The 17,515-nt window shown below is 72.9% G+C and carries 10 protein-coding genes and 1 pseudogene; 4 read left to right on the top strand and 7 right to left on the bottom strand.

Translation table 11 applies throughout. The features are described from left to right. Positions 1 to 59 precede the first annotated feature (59 nt). On the top strand, positions 60 to 737 hold the full coding sequence (locus ABUW04_RS38065; protein WP_380568871.1) for a class I SAM-dependent methyltransferase family protein: 678 nt from the start codon (positions 60 to 62) through the stop codon (positions 735 to 737). Positions 738 to 741: 4 nt separating this feature from the next. Here the strand turns inward: ABUW04_RS38065 and ABUW04_RS38060 are convergent, their stop codons facing one another. Then, entirely contained in the window at positions 742 to 2,463 is a 1,722-nt protein-coding gene (locus ABUW04_RS38060; protein WP_380568870.1) for a proline--tRNA ligase, read from the bottom strand. 181 nt (positions 2,464 to 2,644) lie between these two features. Between ABUW04_RS38060 and ABUW04_RS38055 the strand changes: the two genes are divergently transcribed. Next, the gene (locus ABUW04_RS38055) at positions 2,645 to 3,382 is read left to right on the top strand and encodes a hypothetical protein (RefSeq protein WP_380568869.1); all 738 of its coding nucleotides are present in this window, start codon (positions 2,645 to 2,647) and stop codon (positions 3,380 to 3,382) included. A 36-nt stretch (positions 3,383 to 3,418) separates the two neighbouring features. On the opposite strand, the gene ABUW04_RS38050 is transcribed toward ABUW04_RS38055, so the two are convergent. The 3 genes and pseudogenes from ABUW04_RS38050 to ABUW04_RS38040 form a co-directional block, all read right to left on the bottom strand. Next, positions 3,419 to 5,605 carry a DEAD/DEAH box helicase gene (locus ABUW04_RS38050; protein WP_380568868.1) on the bottom strand — a complete coding sequence of 729 codons (2,187 nt, stop codon included), beginning with the start codon at positions 5,603 to 5,605 and terminating at the stop codon, positions 3,419 to 3,421. 162 nt (positions 5,606 to 5,767) lie between these two features. Then, positions 5,768 to 6,142 (bottom strand): annotated as a pseudogene (locus ABUW04_RS38045) (transglycosylase family protein); the annotation flags it as partial. A 578-nt stretch (positions 6,143 to 6,720) separates the two neighbouring features. Continuing rightward, positions 6,721 to 9,690 carry an AfsR/SARP family transcriptional regulator gene (locus ABUW04_RS38040; protein ID WP_380568867.1) on the bottom strand — a complete coding sequence of 990 codons (2,970 nt, stop codon included), beginning with the start codon at positions 9,688 to 9,690 and terminating at the stop codon, positions 6,721 to 6,723. Between the two features lie 699 nt (positions 9,691 to 10,389). On the opposite strand from ABUW04_RS38040, the gene ABUW04_RS38035 reads away from it, so the two are divergent. After that, complete coding sequence (locus tag ABUW04_RS38035; protein WP_380568866.1) at positions 10,390 to 11,622, top strand: alanine--tRNA ligase-related protein; 1,233 nt, start codon at positions 10,390 to 10,392, stop codon at positions 11,620 to 11,622. 9 nt (positions 11,623 to 11,631) lie between these two features. Here the strand turns inward: ABUW04_RS38035 and ABUW04_RS38030 are convergent, their stop codons facing one another. Further along, on the bottom strand, positions 11,632 to 12,492 hold the full coding sequence (locus ABUW04_RS38030; protein ID WP_380568865.1) for an RNA polymerase sigma factor: 861 nt from the start codon (positions 12,490 to 12,492) through the stop codon (positions 11,632 to 11,634). Further along, positions 12,489 to 13,475 carry a haloalkane dehalogenase gene (locus ABUW04_RS38025; RefSeq protein ID WP_380568864.1) on the bottom strand — a complete coding sequence of 329 codons (987 nt, stop codon included), beginning with the start codon at positions 13,473 to 13,475 and terminating at the stop codon, positions 12,489 to 12,491. Before ABUW04_RS38025 ends, ABUW04_RS38030 begins: the two co-directional genes overlap by 4 nt. A 245-nt stretch (positions 13,476 to 13,720) precedes the next feature. Between ABUW04_RS38025 and ABUW04_RS38020 the strand changes: the two genes are divergently transcribed. Next, positions 13,721 to 15,457 carry a serine/threonine-protein kinase gene (locus ABUW04_RS38020; protein ID WP_380568863.1) on the top strand — a complete coding sequence of 579 codons (1,737 nt, stop codon included), beginning with the start codon at positions 13,721 to 13,723 and terminating at the stop codon, positions 15,455 to 15,457. A gap of 7 nt (positions 15,458 to 15,464) precedes the next feature. On the opposite strand, the gene ABUW04_RS38015 is transcribed toward ABUW04_RS38020, so the two are convergent. Then, the gene (locus ABUW04_RS38015) at positions 15,465 to 17,342 is read right to left on the bottom strand and encodes a cellulose binding domain-containing protein (RefSeq protein ID WP_380568861.1); all 1,878 of its coding nucleotides are present in this window, start codon (positions 17,340 to 17,342) and stop codon (positions 15,465 to 15,467) included. Between the last annotated feature and the right edge of the window lie 173 nt (positions 17,343 to 17,515).

Below are 17,515 nucleotides of genomic sequence, written 5' to 3'. Positions count from 1 at the left end.
AGGGGGTGGACCCAGGTACACCCCCCTGCCGACACCGGGCGGTCATGTAGCGTCCCGGTATGGACTGGCACGCCTGGCACGACGACTACGACCGCCCCGGCTCCTACCTGACTCAGCGCCTGGCCGCGGTGCAGCAGCAGATCCGGCTGGCGCTGGACACCGCGCCGCCGGGGCCGATCCGGGTGATCAGCATCTGCGCCGGTCAGGGACACGACCTGCTGGGTGTCCTGCCCGACCATCCGCGCCGCGATGACGTCACGGCCCGACTGGTCGAGCTCGACCCGCGCAACGCGGCCGCGGCGCGGGCCACCGCGGCGGCGGCCGGCCTGACCCGGGTCGAGGTGGTGACCGGCGACGCCGCCCAGGTTTCCCGCTACCGCGACCTGACACCAGCTCAACTCGTGCTGGCCTGCGGGATCTTCGGCAACATCAGCGACGCCGACATCGAGCGCACCGTCGACCACTGCACCCGGCTCTGCGCCGTCGGCGGCACCGTGGTCTGGACCCGGCACCGCAAGGACCCGGACCTGGTGCCCCGGATCTGCGGCTGGTTCGAGGAACGCGGCTTCGAGCGGGTGTGGCTCTCCGCCCCCGGAGCAGGCTTCGGCGCCGCGGCCCACCGCTACGCCGGCACGACCTCGGACAGCTCCGGGGTCGAGGGGTCCACCGACGCCGACGCCGACGCCGACGCCGAGAGCATGTTCACCTTCATCGGCCACGACACACTGTCCCGCTGACGGCCTACTCGGCGCCCGTCTCCGCCACCGCCCCCAGCACCAACTCCCGTACCCGCCCCACCACATCGGCCAGGGCGACCTCGGTGCTCGTCCCCGTCGCGCGGTCGGTGAGCTCGACCGTCCCGGCGGCGAGTCCGCGGGCGCCGACCGTGATCCGGTACGGGATGCCGACCAGTTCGACGTCGCTGAACTTCACCCCGGGGCGCTCCGCGCGGTCGTCCAGGACGGCGTCCACGCGTTCGCGGCGCAGCTGCGCGTACAGCTCCTCGCCCGCGCGGGCGACGGCCTCGTCCTTGCCCAGGGTGACCACGGCCACCTCGAAGGGCGCGATCGCGACCGGCCAGACGATGCCCCGGTCGTCGTGGTGCGACTCGACCGCGCAGGCCAGGGCGCGTTCGATGCCGATGCCGTAGCAGCCCATGACCGGGGTGACCCGCTCGCCGCCGGGGGCGAGGACGCTGACGCCGAGTGGTTCGGTGTACTTGCGGCCGAGCTTGAAGATGTGGCCGATCTCGACCGTACGGACCACTCCCAGCGCGGCGCCGCACTGCGGGCACGGCTCGCCGGCGGTGACCTCGCGCAGGTCGGCCCAGCGGGCGGGGGCGATGTCGCGGTCGACGTCCACACCGCGCAGGTGCACCCCGTCGGTGTTGGCGCCGGTGGCCATGGAACGGCGTCCGCGCAGGGCCTCGTCGGCGATGACCGGGAGGTCGGCGACCCCGACCGCGCCCAGGCTGCCGGGCCTGGCACCCAGCGCCGCGACGATCTCCTCGGGGGTGGCCGGGCGGATTCGGTTGGCCCCGGTGGCGTCGATCAGCTTCTGCTCGACCAGCGCGTGGTCACCGCGCAGCAGCACCAGCGTGAGCTGCTCGTCCAGGATGTAGACCAGGGTCTTGACCTGCTGCCGGGCGCTGAACCCGTACTCCCGGTCGAGGTCGTCGATGGTGCGCACGCCGGGGGTGTCGAAGCGCTCCGGGGCCGCCGGTCCCACGGCGTCCTCGATCGCGGCCAGGGCCGAACCGGCCTTCTCCACGTTGGCGGCGTAGTCGCAGTCCGGACAGGTGACGATCAGGTCCTCGCCCGCGTCCGACGGGCACATGAACTCCACCGACGAACTGCCGCCCATACTGCCGCTGGACGCCTGCACCGGGATCGCCGGAATGCCGATCCTGGCGAAGATCCGCGCGTAGGCGGCGTGCTGCCGGTCGAAGGCGGCGTCGAGCCCGGCCTCGTCCAGGTCGAAGCTGTAGGCGTCCTTCATGGTGAACTCGCGCACCCGGATCAGGCCGCTCTTGGGCCGCGGCTCGTCCCGGAACTTGGTCTGGAACTGGTACCAGACCTGCGGCAGCTGGCGGTACGAGCGCAGCTCGGTGGCCAGCGTGGTGAAGATCTCCTCATGGGTCATGCCCAGCGCGAGGTCCGCTCCCCTGCGGTCCTTGAGCCGGAACATCTCCTCGCCCATGACGTCCCAGCGCCCGGACTTCTGCCAGATCTCGGCGGGGTGCATCACCGGCAGGACGAACTCCTGCCCGCCGGCCCGGTTCATCTCCTCGCGGACGATGTCCATGATCTTCGCCCGCACCCGCACCGCGAGCGGCAGCAGCGAGTAGTGGCCCGCCATCAGCTGGCGGACGTAGCCGGCCCGCAGCAGCAGCCGATGGCTGGCCGCGTCGGCGTCGGCGGGATCCTCGCGCAGGGTGGGGACGTAGAGCTCTGACCAGCGCATCAGCGGGGCTGCCTTCGAGTCGGGGGCGGGGCCGCAGTCTACCGAGGGGCGGCCGCGCCGATCTCCCCGTTTTCGCCGCCCCCGGAGCACCGGTCCGGACCTATCCATCCCGACCGGTGGTCCCCGATACTGATGCGCGTCGCCCGGGACTCCGGGCGGGCAGGGGGCAGCGTTGGAAGCCTTGGGCTGGACACTGGTCGTCCTGGTGTGCTGCGCCGCCGCCGTGGGGTGGCAGCTGCACCGCTATCCCGGCGGATGGGCCTACGCCTTCGGGGCGATGTACGCACCGGACCGCAAGGAGCTGTCGTCCGCACGGCTGACCATGCGCACGATCAGGCGCGAGCACGGCCAGGAGCAGTCCGCCGCCGAGGGGCAGCTGCGCGAGGCCGAGCGACGCCAGAACCGGCAGATCACCGGCGCTGACCGCCGGCTCAAGCAGCTGAGGGATCCCGGACCCGGGCAACTGCGGGAGACCATGGGCCCGATGACGCTCTTTCAGCGGAAGCTCCGGGTCTCCAAGGCCGAGGTACCGCTGGACGGCCTCCGGGTCCGCTTCGAGCTCGGGCGGCGGAACACCTGCTACATCCATGTCACCCTGCCCGACGGTCACGAGAGGTCCGCATCCTTCCCCGGCGACCAGTTCGAGGAGGAGGACGTCCGCGGCTTCTCCCGGCGGATCACCAACGCGGTCGCCGACGAGAACAGGGCCTGCGTGGAACGCGAGCAGCAGATCGCCGAGGCCGAGGCGGACCGCAGCCGCGCGGTCGCGGACACGGCCGCCCAGGAGGCCGCCCGGGAGCGGCTGGAGCAGGTGAAGGAACGTCACCGCAAGGAGGGTCGCCTCTCCGCCGCCCGCGCCGAGCTCGACCAGGCCCTGGACCGCTGGCAGGACCTCACCGGACACCGTCCGCAGCGCTGATCCCCCGTCCGCCTCCTCAGCCCGCGGTGCCACCGTTCAGCGGCCGGAAGGCGTCTGCTCCGCCAGCCGCTGCTGCTCCGCCTCGATGATCTGCCGCGCCAGCGACGGTTCGGAGATGTCCAGCGCCTCCGGCGAGGCCTCCGCGGCGTCGCTGCGGCGGGCGTAGGCGTCGAACAGGTCCTGCTTGCGGGCCAGCAGCCGCAGCAGCCGCTGGTCGACGCTGTCGGGGGTGAGCAGCCGGTGCACCCGCACCCGCCGGGTCTGGCCCATCCGGTGGGCGCGGGCCACGGCCTGCTGTTCCAGGGCGGGTTTGACCTGCGGCTCGCAGAGCACCACCACGCTCGCGGCCTGCAGGTTCAGCCCGATCCCGCCGACCTGGATCTGCGCCAGCAGCACCGCAGGACCGGGCGCCGCGCCGAACCGGTCGACGACCTGCTGCCGCTCCCCCGGCTCGGTGCGGCCCGACAGCGGCCCCAGCAGCACCGGGACCCGCTCCCCGAACGTCTTCTGAGCTGTCGTCAGAACATCGCGGAAGTAGGAGAACACCAGCACCTTCTCGCCCGCGGCCACGGCCTCCGCCACGATCTCGCCCAGCCGCCGCAGCTTCGCCGACTGCTCGGGCACCGCGTAGGCCGCCCGCCGCATCGCCGGGAAGTTCGCGGCGGCGACCGCCTGCCGGTAGGCGTCCTCGTCGGCCGCGCTGAACTCCTGCCACTCGTCGCTGTGCACCAGCAGCGGCAGTTCGCTGAGCACGTCGCTCTGGTTGCGCCGCAGATAGGCCGGGGCCACGGCGTGCCGGAACGCCTCCGCGCCCAGCGGCGGCTCCCACGGCCGGTAGGGAGGCAGGAGTCCGGGCTGCAGGTAGGACAGCAGCGCGCGGAACTCCTCGACCCGGTTCTCCATCACCGTCCCGGTGAGGAACAGCACCCGCTCGCACCCGTCGGTGAGGGCGCGCACCTGCCGGGCGCGCAGGGTCTGCGGGTTCTTGACGTAGTGGGCCTCGTCCACCACCACCATCGCCGTCGCCGGAGCCGTCCCGGCCGGCAGTCCGTCCAGGTAGCGCAGTCCCTCGAAGGTGGTGACGGCCACCCCGCCCCTGTGCCGCCACTCCATCAGCGCCGTTCCGCGATGGGTCCCGTGCACCCGGTGGGCCGTCAGCCGGGACCGCGACTCGATCTCCCGCAGCCAGTTGACCAGCACGCTCGCCGGGCAGACCACCAGGAAGTGCCGTTCGCCGCCGGCCGCGAGGTGCGCCATCGCGGCGATCGCCTGGATCGTCTTTCCCAGGCCCATCTCGTCGCCCAGGATCGTGCGCCGCTGCACCAGGGCGTAGCGGGCGCCGAACACCTGGTAGCCGCGCAGCGAGACCCGGAGCAGCGACTCGTCCAGCTCTAGCCCGCGTACCGCCCGGGCCAGTCGGTCCGGCAGGTGGCCCTCGGACGACTCGGCCGGCACCCTCCGCAGGGCCTCCTCCGCGAGCTGCCCCAGGACGGTGTAGAACTCGGCCGCCCGGGTCTCGAACTCCAGCCAGGCCTGGTCCGGTGAGGACGGCCGGCGCAGCAGGTCCACCGCGGCCTGGGCGAACACCTCGTCGGCACGGCCCTGTTCGGCTCCGGTCAGCACCTCGGCCACGGCGGCCACCGCCGCCAGCGCGGCCTCCCGGCGGGCCCGTCCGAGCAGCCGCAGGCGCAGCGCGGACCGGGCCGGGGCGCCGTCGGCCAGGGCGACGGCCAGCCGGGCCGAGGCCTGCTCCGCGCGGCGCTGGGCACCGAGCAGCCCCGGGCCGGCCTGGACGAACGGGAACAGCTCGGTGACCAGCCCGGTCCCGGCCGGGTCACGGCGGTCCGGGTCGATGCGCACCGCGGTGGCCTCCCGGGCGGCCCTGGCCAGCTGCGCGGCGGCGACCTTGGCCTGGTCCGCGCTCTGCCGGCCGATGCCGGGGGCCCGGAGCAGTTCGTAGGCCTCGGCCCGGTGCACCTGACCCACCGTCCGGAACCCGGCCGCCTCCAGGGCGGTGACCCGGAGCCGTCCGTCGGTGACGTCGCTCAGCCGGTCGACCGGCACCTCGTCCAGCGACGCCTGGGTCTCCCGGTCCCGCAGCTCCTCGGCCAGGGTCCGGACCCGCTCGACGGCGGCCCGGTACTCGTCCACCACCTCGGTGGCGGACCGGTGCAGCCGTTCCCCCCGCCGGTACAGCTCCCTGCGCTCACGGCCCTGTCCCACCCGGTGCCTCCCCCGTGTCGCACCCGCCGCTCCTGCCTGTACATCCTGCCAGCGGACACGCGAGAGCGGCGCACCCCGGTTTCGGGATGCGCCGCTCGGGCGGTGCTCAGTGCGCGGTGCGCGCGGTCAGGGACCGGGCGTCGGTCAGAGACCGGCGGCCGGGCCGCAGACCGGCCAGGCGCCGGGGCCCTGGGAGGCCAGGACCTGCTCGGCCACGGAGATCTGCTGGGCCTTGGTGGCCTGGTCGGCGGTGGCGGCGTACTGGGTGCCACCGTAGGCGGCCCAGGTGGAGGCGGAGAACTGCAGGCCACCGTAGTAGCCGTTGCCGGTGTTGATGCTCCAGTTACCGGTGCTCTCGCACTGCGCCACGGCGTCCCAGGTGGACGTGTCGGCGGCAGAAGCAGTGGTGGCGGTGACCAGACCGGCCACCGGAGCGGCGACCAGCACACCGGTGGCCAGCGCGACCCGCATCCGGTTACGGCGACGACCGGTACCGGCGGTGTTGCGGGCAGCGTTGGCGGGGGTGCGGAAGTTCATCAAATCCCTTTCGACAGGCCCCGGGGCGAAGCACCTGGCAGGCCGGAAGAACGCGCGGGAGCGCGCTCGGCCTGGCGGGTGTCGTGAGGTGGTGCGGACAGTCGGTCCACGCGACAGGGGCGTGGTCACCGTTGCTGTCCCGGTGCCCTCCGGTCCTGGCCGCCGCTCGGAGCGGAGGGGGACCACTGGGTGGGCGAACCCGGGGGGTGCTCAGTGCACGTCTTCGAAGCTAGGCAACTACCGGCGACGATTCAAACATTTTGGACAAGTCCCAGGTCAGAGTGCTGTTACCGCTGGTATCGATCATCAGTCGGGGGCCGTATTCCGGGCCCGGCCGCCGAATCCGGCGCCGCTTTGTGGCCCGGGCCACACGCCGACCCTGGTGAGCTGCCCCACATTGTCGACACAGCGTCAACGGGGATCAGCCGCCCGTGGGTGTTGATCTTGGCTTTGCGCCCTCCGGACCGCCCCTGCTGTGACCTGGGCCATCCGGGCCGGCAGCAGCCGGTCCCCAGCCGCCGTCACGGCTGCCGCCATCAGGCGCGGGCTGCCGCCATCAGGCGTCCGGGCCGCCGTCCTCACCCCTCCGCCCGTGCCTCGGCCACCCGGCGGCGCAGTCCGGCCGCGGTCTCCGGCTCGCCGAGGCGGTCGTACCACTCGGCGGCCTCCTCCCAGGCCGGCAGCGCCTCGTCGGGCTCCCCGGTCGACGTGAGCGCGTCGCCGAGCAGGCTGAGCGAATTGCCCACCATCTGCGGGTCGTCGCAGTCGCGGCCGGTCGCGATGGCCTCGCGCAGCGACGCCATCGCCTCGGGCAGCCGGCCCAGCGCCAGATAGGCCTCGCCCAGATTGAGCTGCCCCGCGCCCAGTCCGATGACGGAGTCGGCCTGGCGGGCAATCGGGATGGACTCCTGGAACGCCTGCACCGCCTCCTCGGCCCGGCCGAGCTCCAGGTAGAGCAGGCCCACGTTGTTGAGGGTCGCCAGCAGCCCGAAGGGGTGCGCAGCCTCCCGGCGCAGCGGCAGCGCCCGTTCGAACCAGGGCAGGGCGTCCTCGTGCCGCCCGGCGAAGTAGTAGGTCATCGCGATGGACTCGTTGGCGGCGGCCCGCCCGGGCACGTCGCCGAGCCGGGTGTGGATCTCCAGGGCCGCGTGGGCGGCGGCCAGCGCCTCGTCGATCTGCTTCAGCTCCATGTGGGCGTGGGCGATGCTGTTGTAGGAGGACGCCTCGTGCTCCAGCCGGCCGGTACGGCGGGCGCTCTCCAGACTGATCGTCTGGGTCTCCACCACGATGTCCAGCTCCCGGCGGTGCAGCAGGTGGTGCAGCGTCTCCATGGGGATCAGCTGCGCCAGCGCCTCCATCCGCAGCTCGCCCACCTGGACGGTGACCGCGTGCAGGTTGCCCTGCTCCAGGTCCAGCCAGGCGAGCGCGTCGGCGTAGGAGTCGAAGCGCAGCGCGGTGTCCGGGTCCGGCTCCGGCGCCTCGGAGAGGTCGAACCGCCGGCGCTCGGGCTTGTACAGCTCCATGGCCTGGTAGGCGGCGTGCAGGTACCAGGTGCCGAGCCGCTCCACCGCGGCGTACCCCTCGGTGCCGGGCCGCAGCTCGGGCTCCGACCCCGCGAACAGCTCCCCGGCGACCAGCTCCCGGGCGAAGAGGTGCAGCAGGTCGTGGACGGCGAACCGGCCGGCCCTGGGCTCGCGCACGAAGTGGATGTCGGCGAGCCGGTCCAGCGCCTGCCGGGTGGCGTCGACGCTGCGGTCGGCCAGGGCGGCGACGGCAGCCAGGCCGATCTCCCCGCCCTGCCACAGGCCGAGCAGCCGGAACACCCGGGCGGCCTCCCGGTCCAGCTCGCAGTCGGCCCCGGCCAGGGTGTCGTAGCTGAGCCCGAAGGAGACCCGGACGCCGAGGTCGTCCACCACCAGCTCGTGCAGCCGGCCGCGCCGCTCCGCCAACCGGTCCGCCAGCGAGGCCGCGGACCAGTCGGGACGCGCGACCAGGCGCGCCGCGGCGATCCGGACGGCCAGCGGGTGCATGTCGCAGGCGTCCAGGATGCGCGTCACCGCCTCCGGTTCGGCGAGCGCCCGGGCGGCTCCCACGATCGCCGCGAACAGCGCCTCGGCCTCGTTCCGCTCCAGCGCCCCGAGTTCGGTGCGGACGGAGACGCTCAGGGTGGCGCAGCGGCTGCGGCTGGTCGCCAGCACGCCGCAGCCCGCCGATCCCGGCAGCAGCGGGCGCAGCTGCGCGGCGTCGCGGACGTCGTCCAGCAGCAGCAGGACGCGCCGGGTGGCCAGGTGGCTCCGGTAGAGCGCCTCCCGCTCCTGCTCGTCGCGCGGGATCGACGCGTCGGGGACGCCGAGGGCGCGCAGGAAGGAGGAGAGCGCGTCCGCGGGCGCCAGCGGACGGCGGCCCGAGCCGCGCAGGTCCAGGAAGAGCTGCCCGTCCGGGAAGCCGGCCGCGACCTGGTGCGCCACCCGCACCGCGAGGGTGGTCTTGCCGACCCCGCCGGCCCCGGAGACCAGGCACAGCGCGGCCGTGCCGACGCCGCCCGGGGCGTCCGGCGGCAGCGCGCCGGTCAGCGCCTCGCACAGGGCGTCGACCTGACCCGCCCTGCCGGTGAAGTCGCGCAGTCCGCCCGGAAGTTGGGCGGGGACGGCGGGCCGGTCCAGCACCGCGGGCCCGGACGGGGTTCCCGCGGCGGTTCCCGGGCCGGTCCCTGCGCTCGCACCCGGTCCGGTCCCCAGTGCGTTCTCCGTGGGGGCCGCGCCCGCGTCCAGCGGCCAGGGCGGCAGCGGTGCCCCGGCCAGGATCGCAGCCTGCAACGCCCGGCTGTGCGGGCCCGGTTCGACACCGAGCTCGTCGACCAGGCTGCGGCGCAGCCTGGCGAACTCGTCCAGCGCCTCGGTCGGTCGGCCCGCGGCGAACTGGGCCCGCATCAGCAGGCAGGAGAGCTGCTCACGGTACGGGTGCTCGGACTGCAGCCGCAGCACCCGCGCCAACGCCTCGCCGGGGTGCCCGAGTTCGAGGTCGGACCGGGCCAGCAGCTCGTGGGCCTGGATCAGGCCCTCCTGCAGGCTGGGTATCTCACGGTCCTTCAGCACACCGGCCGGCACGTCCTCCAGGGCGGCGCCGCGCCACAGGCCGAGTGCGGCCCTGAGGTCCGCCGCCGCACCGGTCCAGTCCAGCCGGGCGGCCGCGCCCTGGCCGCGCCGGCGCAGTGCGTCGAACCGCAGCAGGTCCAGCTCGGCGTCGTCGAGCAGCTCAACCCGGTAGCCCGGGGCCCGGGTCAGCAGCCGCGCCCCGGCCACCGGACCGAGGGTGCGCCGCAGCCGCATCATGTAGCTGCGCAGCGTGGTCGTCGCGGCGGTCGGCGGCTTGCCGTCCCAGACCTGGTCGGCGAGTTCCGCCGTGTCCACGGTGTGGTTGGCCCGCAGCAGCAGGGCTGCCAGCAGGATGCGCTGGCGGCTCGCGGGGATACCCACCACGACCCCGTCCAGGTCGACGGACACCGGACCGAGCAGCCCGAAACGGATCTGCGACGCTGCGTCTGGCATCTTTTCGTCCACCGGAGATTCTCTGTCGTCGGTTCCGCCCCTGCTGACGCCACGCAGACGCCACGGCCGGATGGAAGTGTAATGCCCACGGAAAGGGCGTGTGGGGGCGCACAGGCCGAAATCGGGGACCTTCGGGTCCATACCGGACGTGCCCCCTGCACCCGGTCGAACCGCGCCGGCGGTTCGACGCCCGGCAGTGGCCCACGGGGGTGACCACAGCCGCGGCTCGGTCGTGGCCCCCCGGGGGGGCCCCACGACCGCCGTCCCTTCGGACCGCTCCAGCGACGTGACCCGGTGGGACAACAGGCACGAGCGACCAGCACCGACTGCCCGCACCGACGGCCAAGAGCGATCACCAGTTCAAACCGCCCGCACCGACTGCCGGTACCGACCGACGGCCAGCACCGACGACCGGCACCGACGACCGGCGTGGCACCGCCGCCCCGCCCGGATATCCCCGGCGGCACCGCAATGGCCCCTGTTACCGTTGACGTCATGGAGGTCACCCAGCGCAGCACCGCCGCAGCCGCACGAGCTACCCGCTCGCCGGCCGCCGCAGCCTGACCTCATCCCCTCCTCCACCGGCGACCGGAAACGGCCGCCGGTGCGTCGTCCGCCGACCATCCATCGCCGCAGCCCGTGCTCCACGGTCTGCCCGCACGGCCCGCTCCGGTCCCATGACCCGAAGGGTCCACCGCCATGGACACCGACCGGACCGTCAACACCTTCATCGACTTCTACCGCGACCGCGGCCACCGACAGCTCACCGGCGACACCCTGATCCCGCCGCCCGGGGACCCGGTGCTCTTCACCACCTCCGGCATGCACCCGCTGACCCCCTACCTGGAGGGACTCCCGCACCCCGGGGGAACCCGTCTCGTCAACCTGCAACGCTGCCTGCGCACCACCGACCTGGACGAGGTCGGCGACGGCACCCATCTGACCGTGTTCGAGATGCTGGGCTCCTGGTCGCTCGGTGACTACGACGGCCCGCAGAGCCTCCGCTGGGGCTACGAGCTGCTGCGCGACGGCTTCGGCATCCGCCCGGACCGGCTGCACACCACCGTCTTCGGCGGCGACGGGCAGGTCGGCCCGGACACCGAATCACTGCGCACCTGGGGCGACCTCGGCGTCCCGGTGGAGCTGACCACGGAGGACAACTGGTGGTCCAACGGCCCCACCGGGCCCTGCGGCCCCGACTCGGAGATCTTCGTGTGGACCGGCGAGGGCCCGCCCCCGCAGCAGTCCACCCCGACCACCGATCCGCGCTGGGTGGAGGTGTGGAACCACGTGACGATGCGTTACCACCGCCACCCCGACGGCAGTCTGGTGCCCCTGGACCGGCCGAGCGTGGACACCGGCATGGGACTGGAGCGGCTGGTCACCCTGCTGCAGGGCAAGCGCTCGGTCTACGAGTGCGACGTCTTCGAACCGTGGATGCGCACCGTCCCGGACCTGTGGGACGACCTGGACGAACCGTCGCTGCGGCTGGTCTGCGACCACCTCCGCTCCGGGATCGTGGTCGTCGGCGACGGCGTCCTCCCGTCCAACAGCGGCCGCGGCTACGTGCTGCGCCGGCTGCTGCGGCGGGTACTCACCGTGCTGTGGCGCGACGACTCCTCGCGCACCCTCTCCGACCTGCCGGACGAGCTGCTGGAACACACCCGGCAGCACTTCCGGCAGCAGGGGCAGCAGGGCGGGGTCGGCTCGGTGCGCTCGGTGCGCTCGGTGCGCTCGGTGCGCTCGGTGCTGCTCGACGAGGAGCAGCGCTTCACCGGGCTGCTGGAGCGCGGCCGCACCGTCCTCTCCCGCCAGGGCTTCTCCGGCCGCGTCGGCACCGGACCGCTGACCGGCGACGAGTACGACTACCTGCACGGCACCCACGGCCTGCCCCGCGAGCTGGTCGACACCCTGCTGAGGGAGGGGAGTTGACCCGTTCACTCACTCCAGCAGCGGAAACCGTCCCGACCTGAGCAGCGCCCCGATCGCATCGACCTTCTGCTGGGGCGCCGCATAGTCGGGATGGGCGCGCAGCACCGCTGCGGCGTCGTGCAGTCGGCCGAGTTGGGCCGCGGCCTCGGCGACGCCGCGGCCCGAGGGGCTGACCGGATGCACCGCGAACACCGGTCGGGCCGGATCGATCCGGCCGAGGGCGAGCGCCTTCGGCACCCGCCGGGCGCAGCGGCAGAACGCCTCCGCATTGACCAGACCGCAGGTGGAGTCCATGAACGTCCGGATCCGACGCCGCGCCCGCTCCAGCCGCTTGCGGTACGCGGCCGGACTGACCTCGAGGATCCAGGCGGCCTCGGCGGACGACAGTTCGAAGACGTCCGTCAGCACGAACGCGATCCGCTCGTCGCGCTCCAGGCACTGCAGCACCGCCTGGGTGCAGGAGAGCCGCACCTCCTCGGCCAGCAGCGCGGCCTCCGGCCCCCGGTAGTCCTCCTCCGCCAGCCCGTCGGCCAGACCGTCCCGGAACTCGTCCAGGCTGAGCTGTCGGGCCTCCTGCGGGGTCTGCCGACGCAGATTGAGCAGGTAGTTGACGCCGACCCGGTACGCCCAGGTGAGCAGTCTCGCCTCGGCACGCCAGGTCGCCAACCGGGTCACCACCCGGATCAGGATCTCCTGGACCGCGTCCTCCGCGTCGGACGGTCGCCAGGCCATCCGCAGCGCCAGCCGGTAGAGGGGGTCCTGGAGCCGGCGGATGACCTCCTCCAGCGCCGCCCGGTCACCGTCGACCGCCCGCGCCACCAGCTCCACCTCGTCGGCGGCCTCCGAACTGCCTGTGCTCTCAACGGTCATGGCGCCATTGTCGTCTCTTTCGTGCTTGCCGTGCCGGCTGTGCTGGCCGCGCTGGCTGCGCTTGCCGCGCCGGCCGTCCCTGCCGTCGCCGCGGTCAGCGCGTGCCGCCGGATCCAGTCGGCGACCGCGGTGCCGATCGCCTCCGGCTGGTCCTCCGGAATGTGGTGGCCGCCCGGTCCGACCGACACCACCTCGGCACTGGCGAAGTCCGCCGCAGCCTGGGCGATCATCTCGGGAGAGCCCAGCCCCACACCGTTGTCCACGGCCATGAGCAGCTTCGGCACCTCGGGCGAGTCCGCCATCCAGCGGCGGTACCGCTCCACCACCGCCACCACGTCGGCGGGTTCACCGCCCAGCGGCAGTTCGCGGGTCCAGGCCAGGATCGGCCTGCGCGAGGCCGGCTCCAGGAACGGCGCCCGGTAGACGTCGTGGTCGCTCGGCGCCAGCCCGCCGGCCACCCCGCGCGGCAGGTTGAACTCGATGAACAGGTTGTTCTCCAGGATGGTCTCCTCGCCCTTCGGCGAGCGGAAGCCCCGGAACAGCTCCGCCCCCTGCGGCGGCATCTCCTCCCACTGCATCGGCCGCAGGAACGTCTCCACGACCGCTACTCCGCGGACCCGCCCCGGATGCCGGGCCGCCCAGTCCATGCCCAGCGTCCCGCCCCAGTCGTGCCCGACGATCACCACCTCGTCCAGCCCCAGCGCCTCGAACCAGGCGTCCAGGTAGCGGACGTGGTCGGCGAGCCGGTAGCCCAGCTCGGGCTTGCCCGACTCCCCCATCCCGATCAGATCCGGCGCCAGGCACCTGGCCTCCCCCACCACCTGCGGAATCACATTCCGCCACAGGTACGACGAGGTGGGGTTGCCGTGCAGGAACACCACCGGCACGGTTCCCTGCGCGGTTCCGGCCCCGGTTCCGGCCCCGGTGTCGGTGTCGGTGTCCCGGTAGTTCATGAACGAGTCCAGTACCTCGATGCTGGCCATGGTGCCGTTCCTCCCTCGCGAAAACTGCCTTCACAGGGTTGGACACAGCTCCTCGTCCGACTGTGACCGCCGCTGCCGAAATTTCTCGGTTACCCCGTCGCGTCGGATTTGCGGCGTTGTTCGCCGAGGGGGAGCGGGGCGCCGGGGTGAGCTGCCAGACTGGGAGTCCGTCCGTTGAGGACCGGTGCCGGGGGGCGCGACTGATGACCACTCACTCGTCGGATCAGACACCAGCGGAAGGCCCTGTGCGGCTGCTGGTCGGCCGCTACCTGCTGGGAGACCGGCTCGGGCGGGGCGGCATGGGCATCGTGTGGCGGGCCCACGACCAGTTGCTCGACCGTGAGGTCGCGGTCAAGGAGCTCAATGTCGGCGGGCTTCCGGCCGAGGAGCTGGAGACCCTCCACTCGCGGATGAAGCAGGAGGCACGGGCGGCGGCCCGGATCGGCCACCCCAATGTGATCACCATTCACGATGTGGTCGAGCAGGACGGCCGACCGTGGATCGTGATGGAGCTGATCGACGGCCGCTCCCTCGCCGAGATCATCACCGACGAGGGCACGCTGCTGCCGCGGGACGCCGCCAGGGTCGGCGCGCAGGTCCTTGCGGCGTTGGGCCAGGGGCACCGGCTCGGGGTGCTGCACCGCGACGTCAAGCCAGCCAACGTACTGGTCGACCGGGTCGGGCGGGTGGTGCTCACCGACTTCGGCATCGCCCTGTTCGAGGGCGGCAGCGGGCTCACCCGGACCGGACAGATCGTCGGCTCGCCGGACTACCTGGCGCCGGAACGGGTCGCCGGCCGCCGACCGGGGCCGGAGTCGGACCTCTGGTCACTGGGCGCCACGCTCTACGCGGCGGTCGAGGGGCAGTCCCCGTTCCTGCGCAGCTCCACCATCGGCACCCTGCAGGCGGTGATCACCGATCCCCTGCCCGAGCCCCGCAACGCCGGGCCGCTCACCCCGGTGCTCGAGGCCCTGCTGCGCAAGGACCCGGCCGAGCGCGCCACCGGCGAGCAGGCGCTGCGCATGCTGGAGGAGGTGGCGCAGGGCCACACACCGGCCACCGCGACAGCGGTCCCGCCCCCGCCTCCACCGGGGTACGGCCCCGGCGTGGGCGGCCCCGGCGTCGTCGGCGGTGCGGCAGCGGGTGCAGCCGCCGGGGCGGCAGCCGCGAGCCCCCTCCCACCCGGGGACGACCGCTCCACCTACCCCACGCAGTCGACCCCACCGACCCCGATGCAGCCCCCGCCGCTGCCGAGCTACCCGCCGACCCAGGTCCCCGGTCCGCCGCCCGCCCAGGGGTACGGTCCGGCCTACCCACCGGCGTACGGGTACCCGACCCCGCCGAGCCCCACCTGGTCGAACCCTCCCCCGGGCGGCTTCCCCGGCGGCCCGCACGGCCCCGGCGGACCCAGCGGACCGGACTCGCGCAGGCGCCGCACCTGGATCCTGGTCTGCTCCATGGCGCTGCTGGCCGCCCTGATCGGCGGCGGCCTGGCGTTCGCCGCCACCAGGCTCGGCGGCGCGCACCACAACACCGCGCAGAGCGCGCCGCCTTCCGCCGGACCGTCGGGCGGGACCAGCACATCGGCCCAACCGAGCCCATCGGCATCAGCCACGCTCAGCCCCAGCCCCACGCCGACGCCCCCGCCCACGCCCCCGCCGACCACCGCGGCGCCGTCCTCGGCCAAGCCGACCCCGGGCCCCGGCGCCACGGTCAGGGCCTACTACGCCGCGATCAACGCCCACGACTATCGCACGGCGTGGAACCTGGGCGGCAAGAACCTCGGCGGCAGCTACTCCTCCTTCGCCAACGGCTTCGCCACCACCAGCAACGACACCATCACCATCGACAGCGAGAGCGGCGACACTGCCGACGTCCACCTGCACGCCGTCCACACCGACGGCTCCACCGCCGACTACGCCGGCACCTACACGGTGCAGAACGGCGTCATCACCGCAGGCTCGCTCCAACAAACTGCCTGACCAGCCGTCACACAGTGCTGCAGGCAGTTCCGTTCACCGCGAAGGCCGTCGGTGCAGCATTGCTGCCGCTGTAGCCGAAGTTGGCACCGGCGGTGGCGCTGCCGCCGACCGCGAGCGACCCGTTCCAGCCGGCGTTGGCGATGGTGACGGTCCTGCCGCTCTGCGACCAGGTGCCGTTCCAGCCGGTGCCGCTCAGGGTCTGGTTGCCCGTGTAGGTGTAACTGACCCTCCATCCGTTGAGCGCACTGGTACCGGTGTTGGTGACGGTCACCGAGGCGGTGAACCCACTGCCCCAGTCGTTGGTGGTGTACGCGACCTTGCAGGTAGCAGCGGTGGTCGCGGTGGCCGTTGCGGAAGCCTTGCCCGTCGCCGTGGGGGCCGCCGAGGCCGATGCGGAGGCCGAGGCTGAGGCGGAGGCTGAGGCGGAGGCCGCGGTCCCGCTGGACGGGGCCAGCTTCAGCGTGGTGATCGAGTACGCCGGCAGCGTCTGCAGCGTTGCCGTTCCCTGGACGGCAGTCGTGAGCGCGGTGCCGTTCTTCAGGTAGGTGACGGTGGTGACGCCGCCCGAGGCCGGGGTGTAGCCGGTGTAGGCCAGTCCGACGGTGGCCGCGGTGTCCGGGGACTTGTTGATCAGCATGACGTTCAGCCCGCCGTCCGCGGCCTTCACCGCGTGCACCCCGACCAGAGTGCTGGTCGAACTCGCCTTGACCATGGTGTCACCCGGCGAGGCCAGCGCCGTCAGGGACTTCAGGCCGAAGTAGGTGGGGAAGGGCGTCTCGTGCGCGGGTTCGCAGACGCCTCCCGAGCCGCAGGAGCCGTTGGACAGGACGCCTTCGTCCTTGTAGTCGGTCTGACCGTCCACCGTGGTCACCGCACCTGCGCCGTTGTGCAGGTCCCACCAGTCGACGGCGTTGATCCCCTGCTCCAGCCAGGTCATGTAGGTGTCCGGCGCGAACAGCGCCGCAGCCTGGCTGGTGCGCGCCGGCGAGTTGAGCCCGTCGGTCTCGGTCACCGAGACCGCCACGCTCCTGCTGGTGTACTTGGCGATCAGGGCCTTGACGGTACTGGTGGCACCGGCGATGGCGGTCGGCGTCCGCAGCAGCGCGGCGGTACTGCTCGCGGTCGGGTACCAGTGCAGCGAGACGAAGTCGATGGAACCGCCGGCGATGGAGAGCACGGTGTTGTTCCAGTCGGCGCTGTCACCGGAGGCGACGATCCCGTCCGGCCAGTTGCCCGGCGTGGTCAGCACCGCCCCGATCTTGACGGTGGGATCCACCGCCTTCATGGCCTTGGCATAGGCGACCACGGCATTGGCGTAGGCGGTGGGGCTCTTGTCGGCATGGGTGTCGTTTTCCCAGGCGGAGCCGTAGTGCCCGTTGCCGTAGACCTCGTTCCCGATCTCCCAGTGCTTGACGCCGTAGCCCTTGGTGACATTGGCGTAGCTCACCCAGGCCGCCGCCTCCGCCGCGGTGCCGTCCCCGTAGTTCGCGATCACCATCGGATCGGCGCCGACGCTCTTCGCGGTGGCCATGAAGTGGTCGAAGTCGGTGTTGGGCGCGACGTAGCCGCTGCCGTCGACGGTGTTGGTCTTCCAGTGGTACATGTCCGAGTAACTGCCGCCGGGGTAGCGCAGCTGGGTGACGCCGGCGGCCTTCATCAGGGTGGTGGCGCTGCTGTCGGTCAGGTACTGGTCGAACACGGCGGTGTTGAGGCCGAAGGCGGTGGCCGGGACCGTGCCCAACGAACTGCCGGCCGCCACCGTGACCGTCGCGGTCGTCGCAGCGCTGGCGTTCAGCGCGAGCGGGATCGCGGCCAGCCCGGAGGCCACCATCAGCCCGCCCACCCCCAGGGCTACCCGCCGGTTGAGCCTGGAACGGCGGTGCACGGACCGACCGGAGCGGTACCTCCGGGTTTCGGTCGCGGGTTCCGTCGTGGTCGCGGTCTCGGTTTCGGATTCACGGGAGGACAAGCGGAGTTCCTAAGCCTCGGGGCCCCGTCCCGTGGTGGAACGAGGCCGCGTCGCCTGCACCCGACAGAAGGATTCGGGGCGCCCGGCGC

The organism is Streptacidiphilus jeojiensis, assembly GCF_042510965.1.
Taxonomy (GTDB): Bacteria; Actinomycetota; Actinomycetes; order Streptomycetales; family Streptomycetaceae; genus Streptacidiphilus; species Streptacidiphilus jeojiensis.
Note: the sequence above shows the minus strand (reverse complement) of the source record. Positions and strands in the feature narration are given on the sequence as shown.

Excerpts from the sequence above, each read along its gene's own strand:
- ABUW04_RS38065 (WP_380568871.1), top strand. The coding sequence starts at position 60 with ATGGACTGGCACGCCTGGCACGACGACTACGACCGCCCCGGCTCCTAC.
- ABUW04_RS38060 (WP_380568870.1), bottom strand. The coding sequence starts at position 2,463 with ATGCGCTGGTCAGAGCTCTACGTCCCCACCCTGCGCGAGGATCCCGCC.
- ABUW04_RS38040 (WP_380568867.1), bottom strand. The coding sequence starts at position 9,690 with ATGCCAGACGCAGCGTCGCAGATCCGTTTCGGGCTGCTCGGTCCGGTG.
- ABUW04_RS38035 (WP_380568866.1), top strand. The coding sequence starts at position 10,390 with ATGGACACCGACCGGACCGTCAACACCTTCATCGACTTCTACCGCGAC.
- ABUW04_RS38030 (WP_380568865.1), bottom strand. The coding sequence starts at position 12,492 with ATGACCGTTGAGAGCACAGGCAGTTCGGAGGCCGCCGACGAGGTGGAG.
- ABUW04_RS38025 (WP_380568864.1), bottom strand. The coding sequence starts at position 13,475 with ATGGCCAGCATCGAGGTACTGGACTCGTTCATGAACTACCGGGACACC.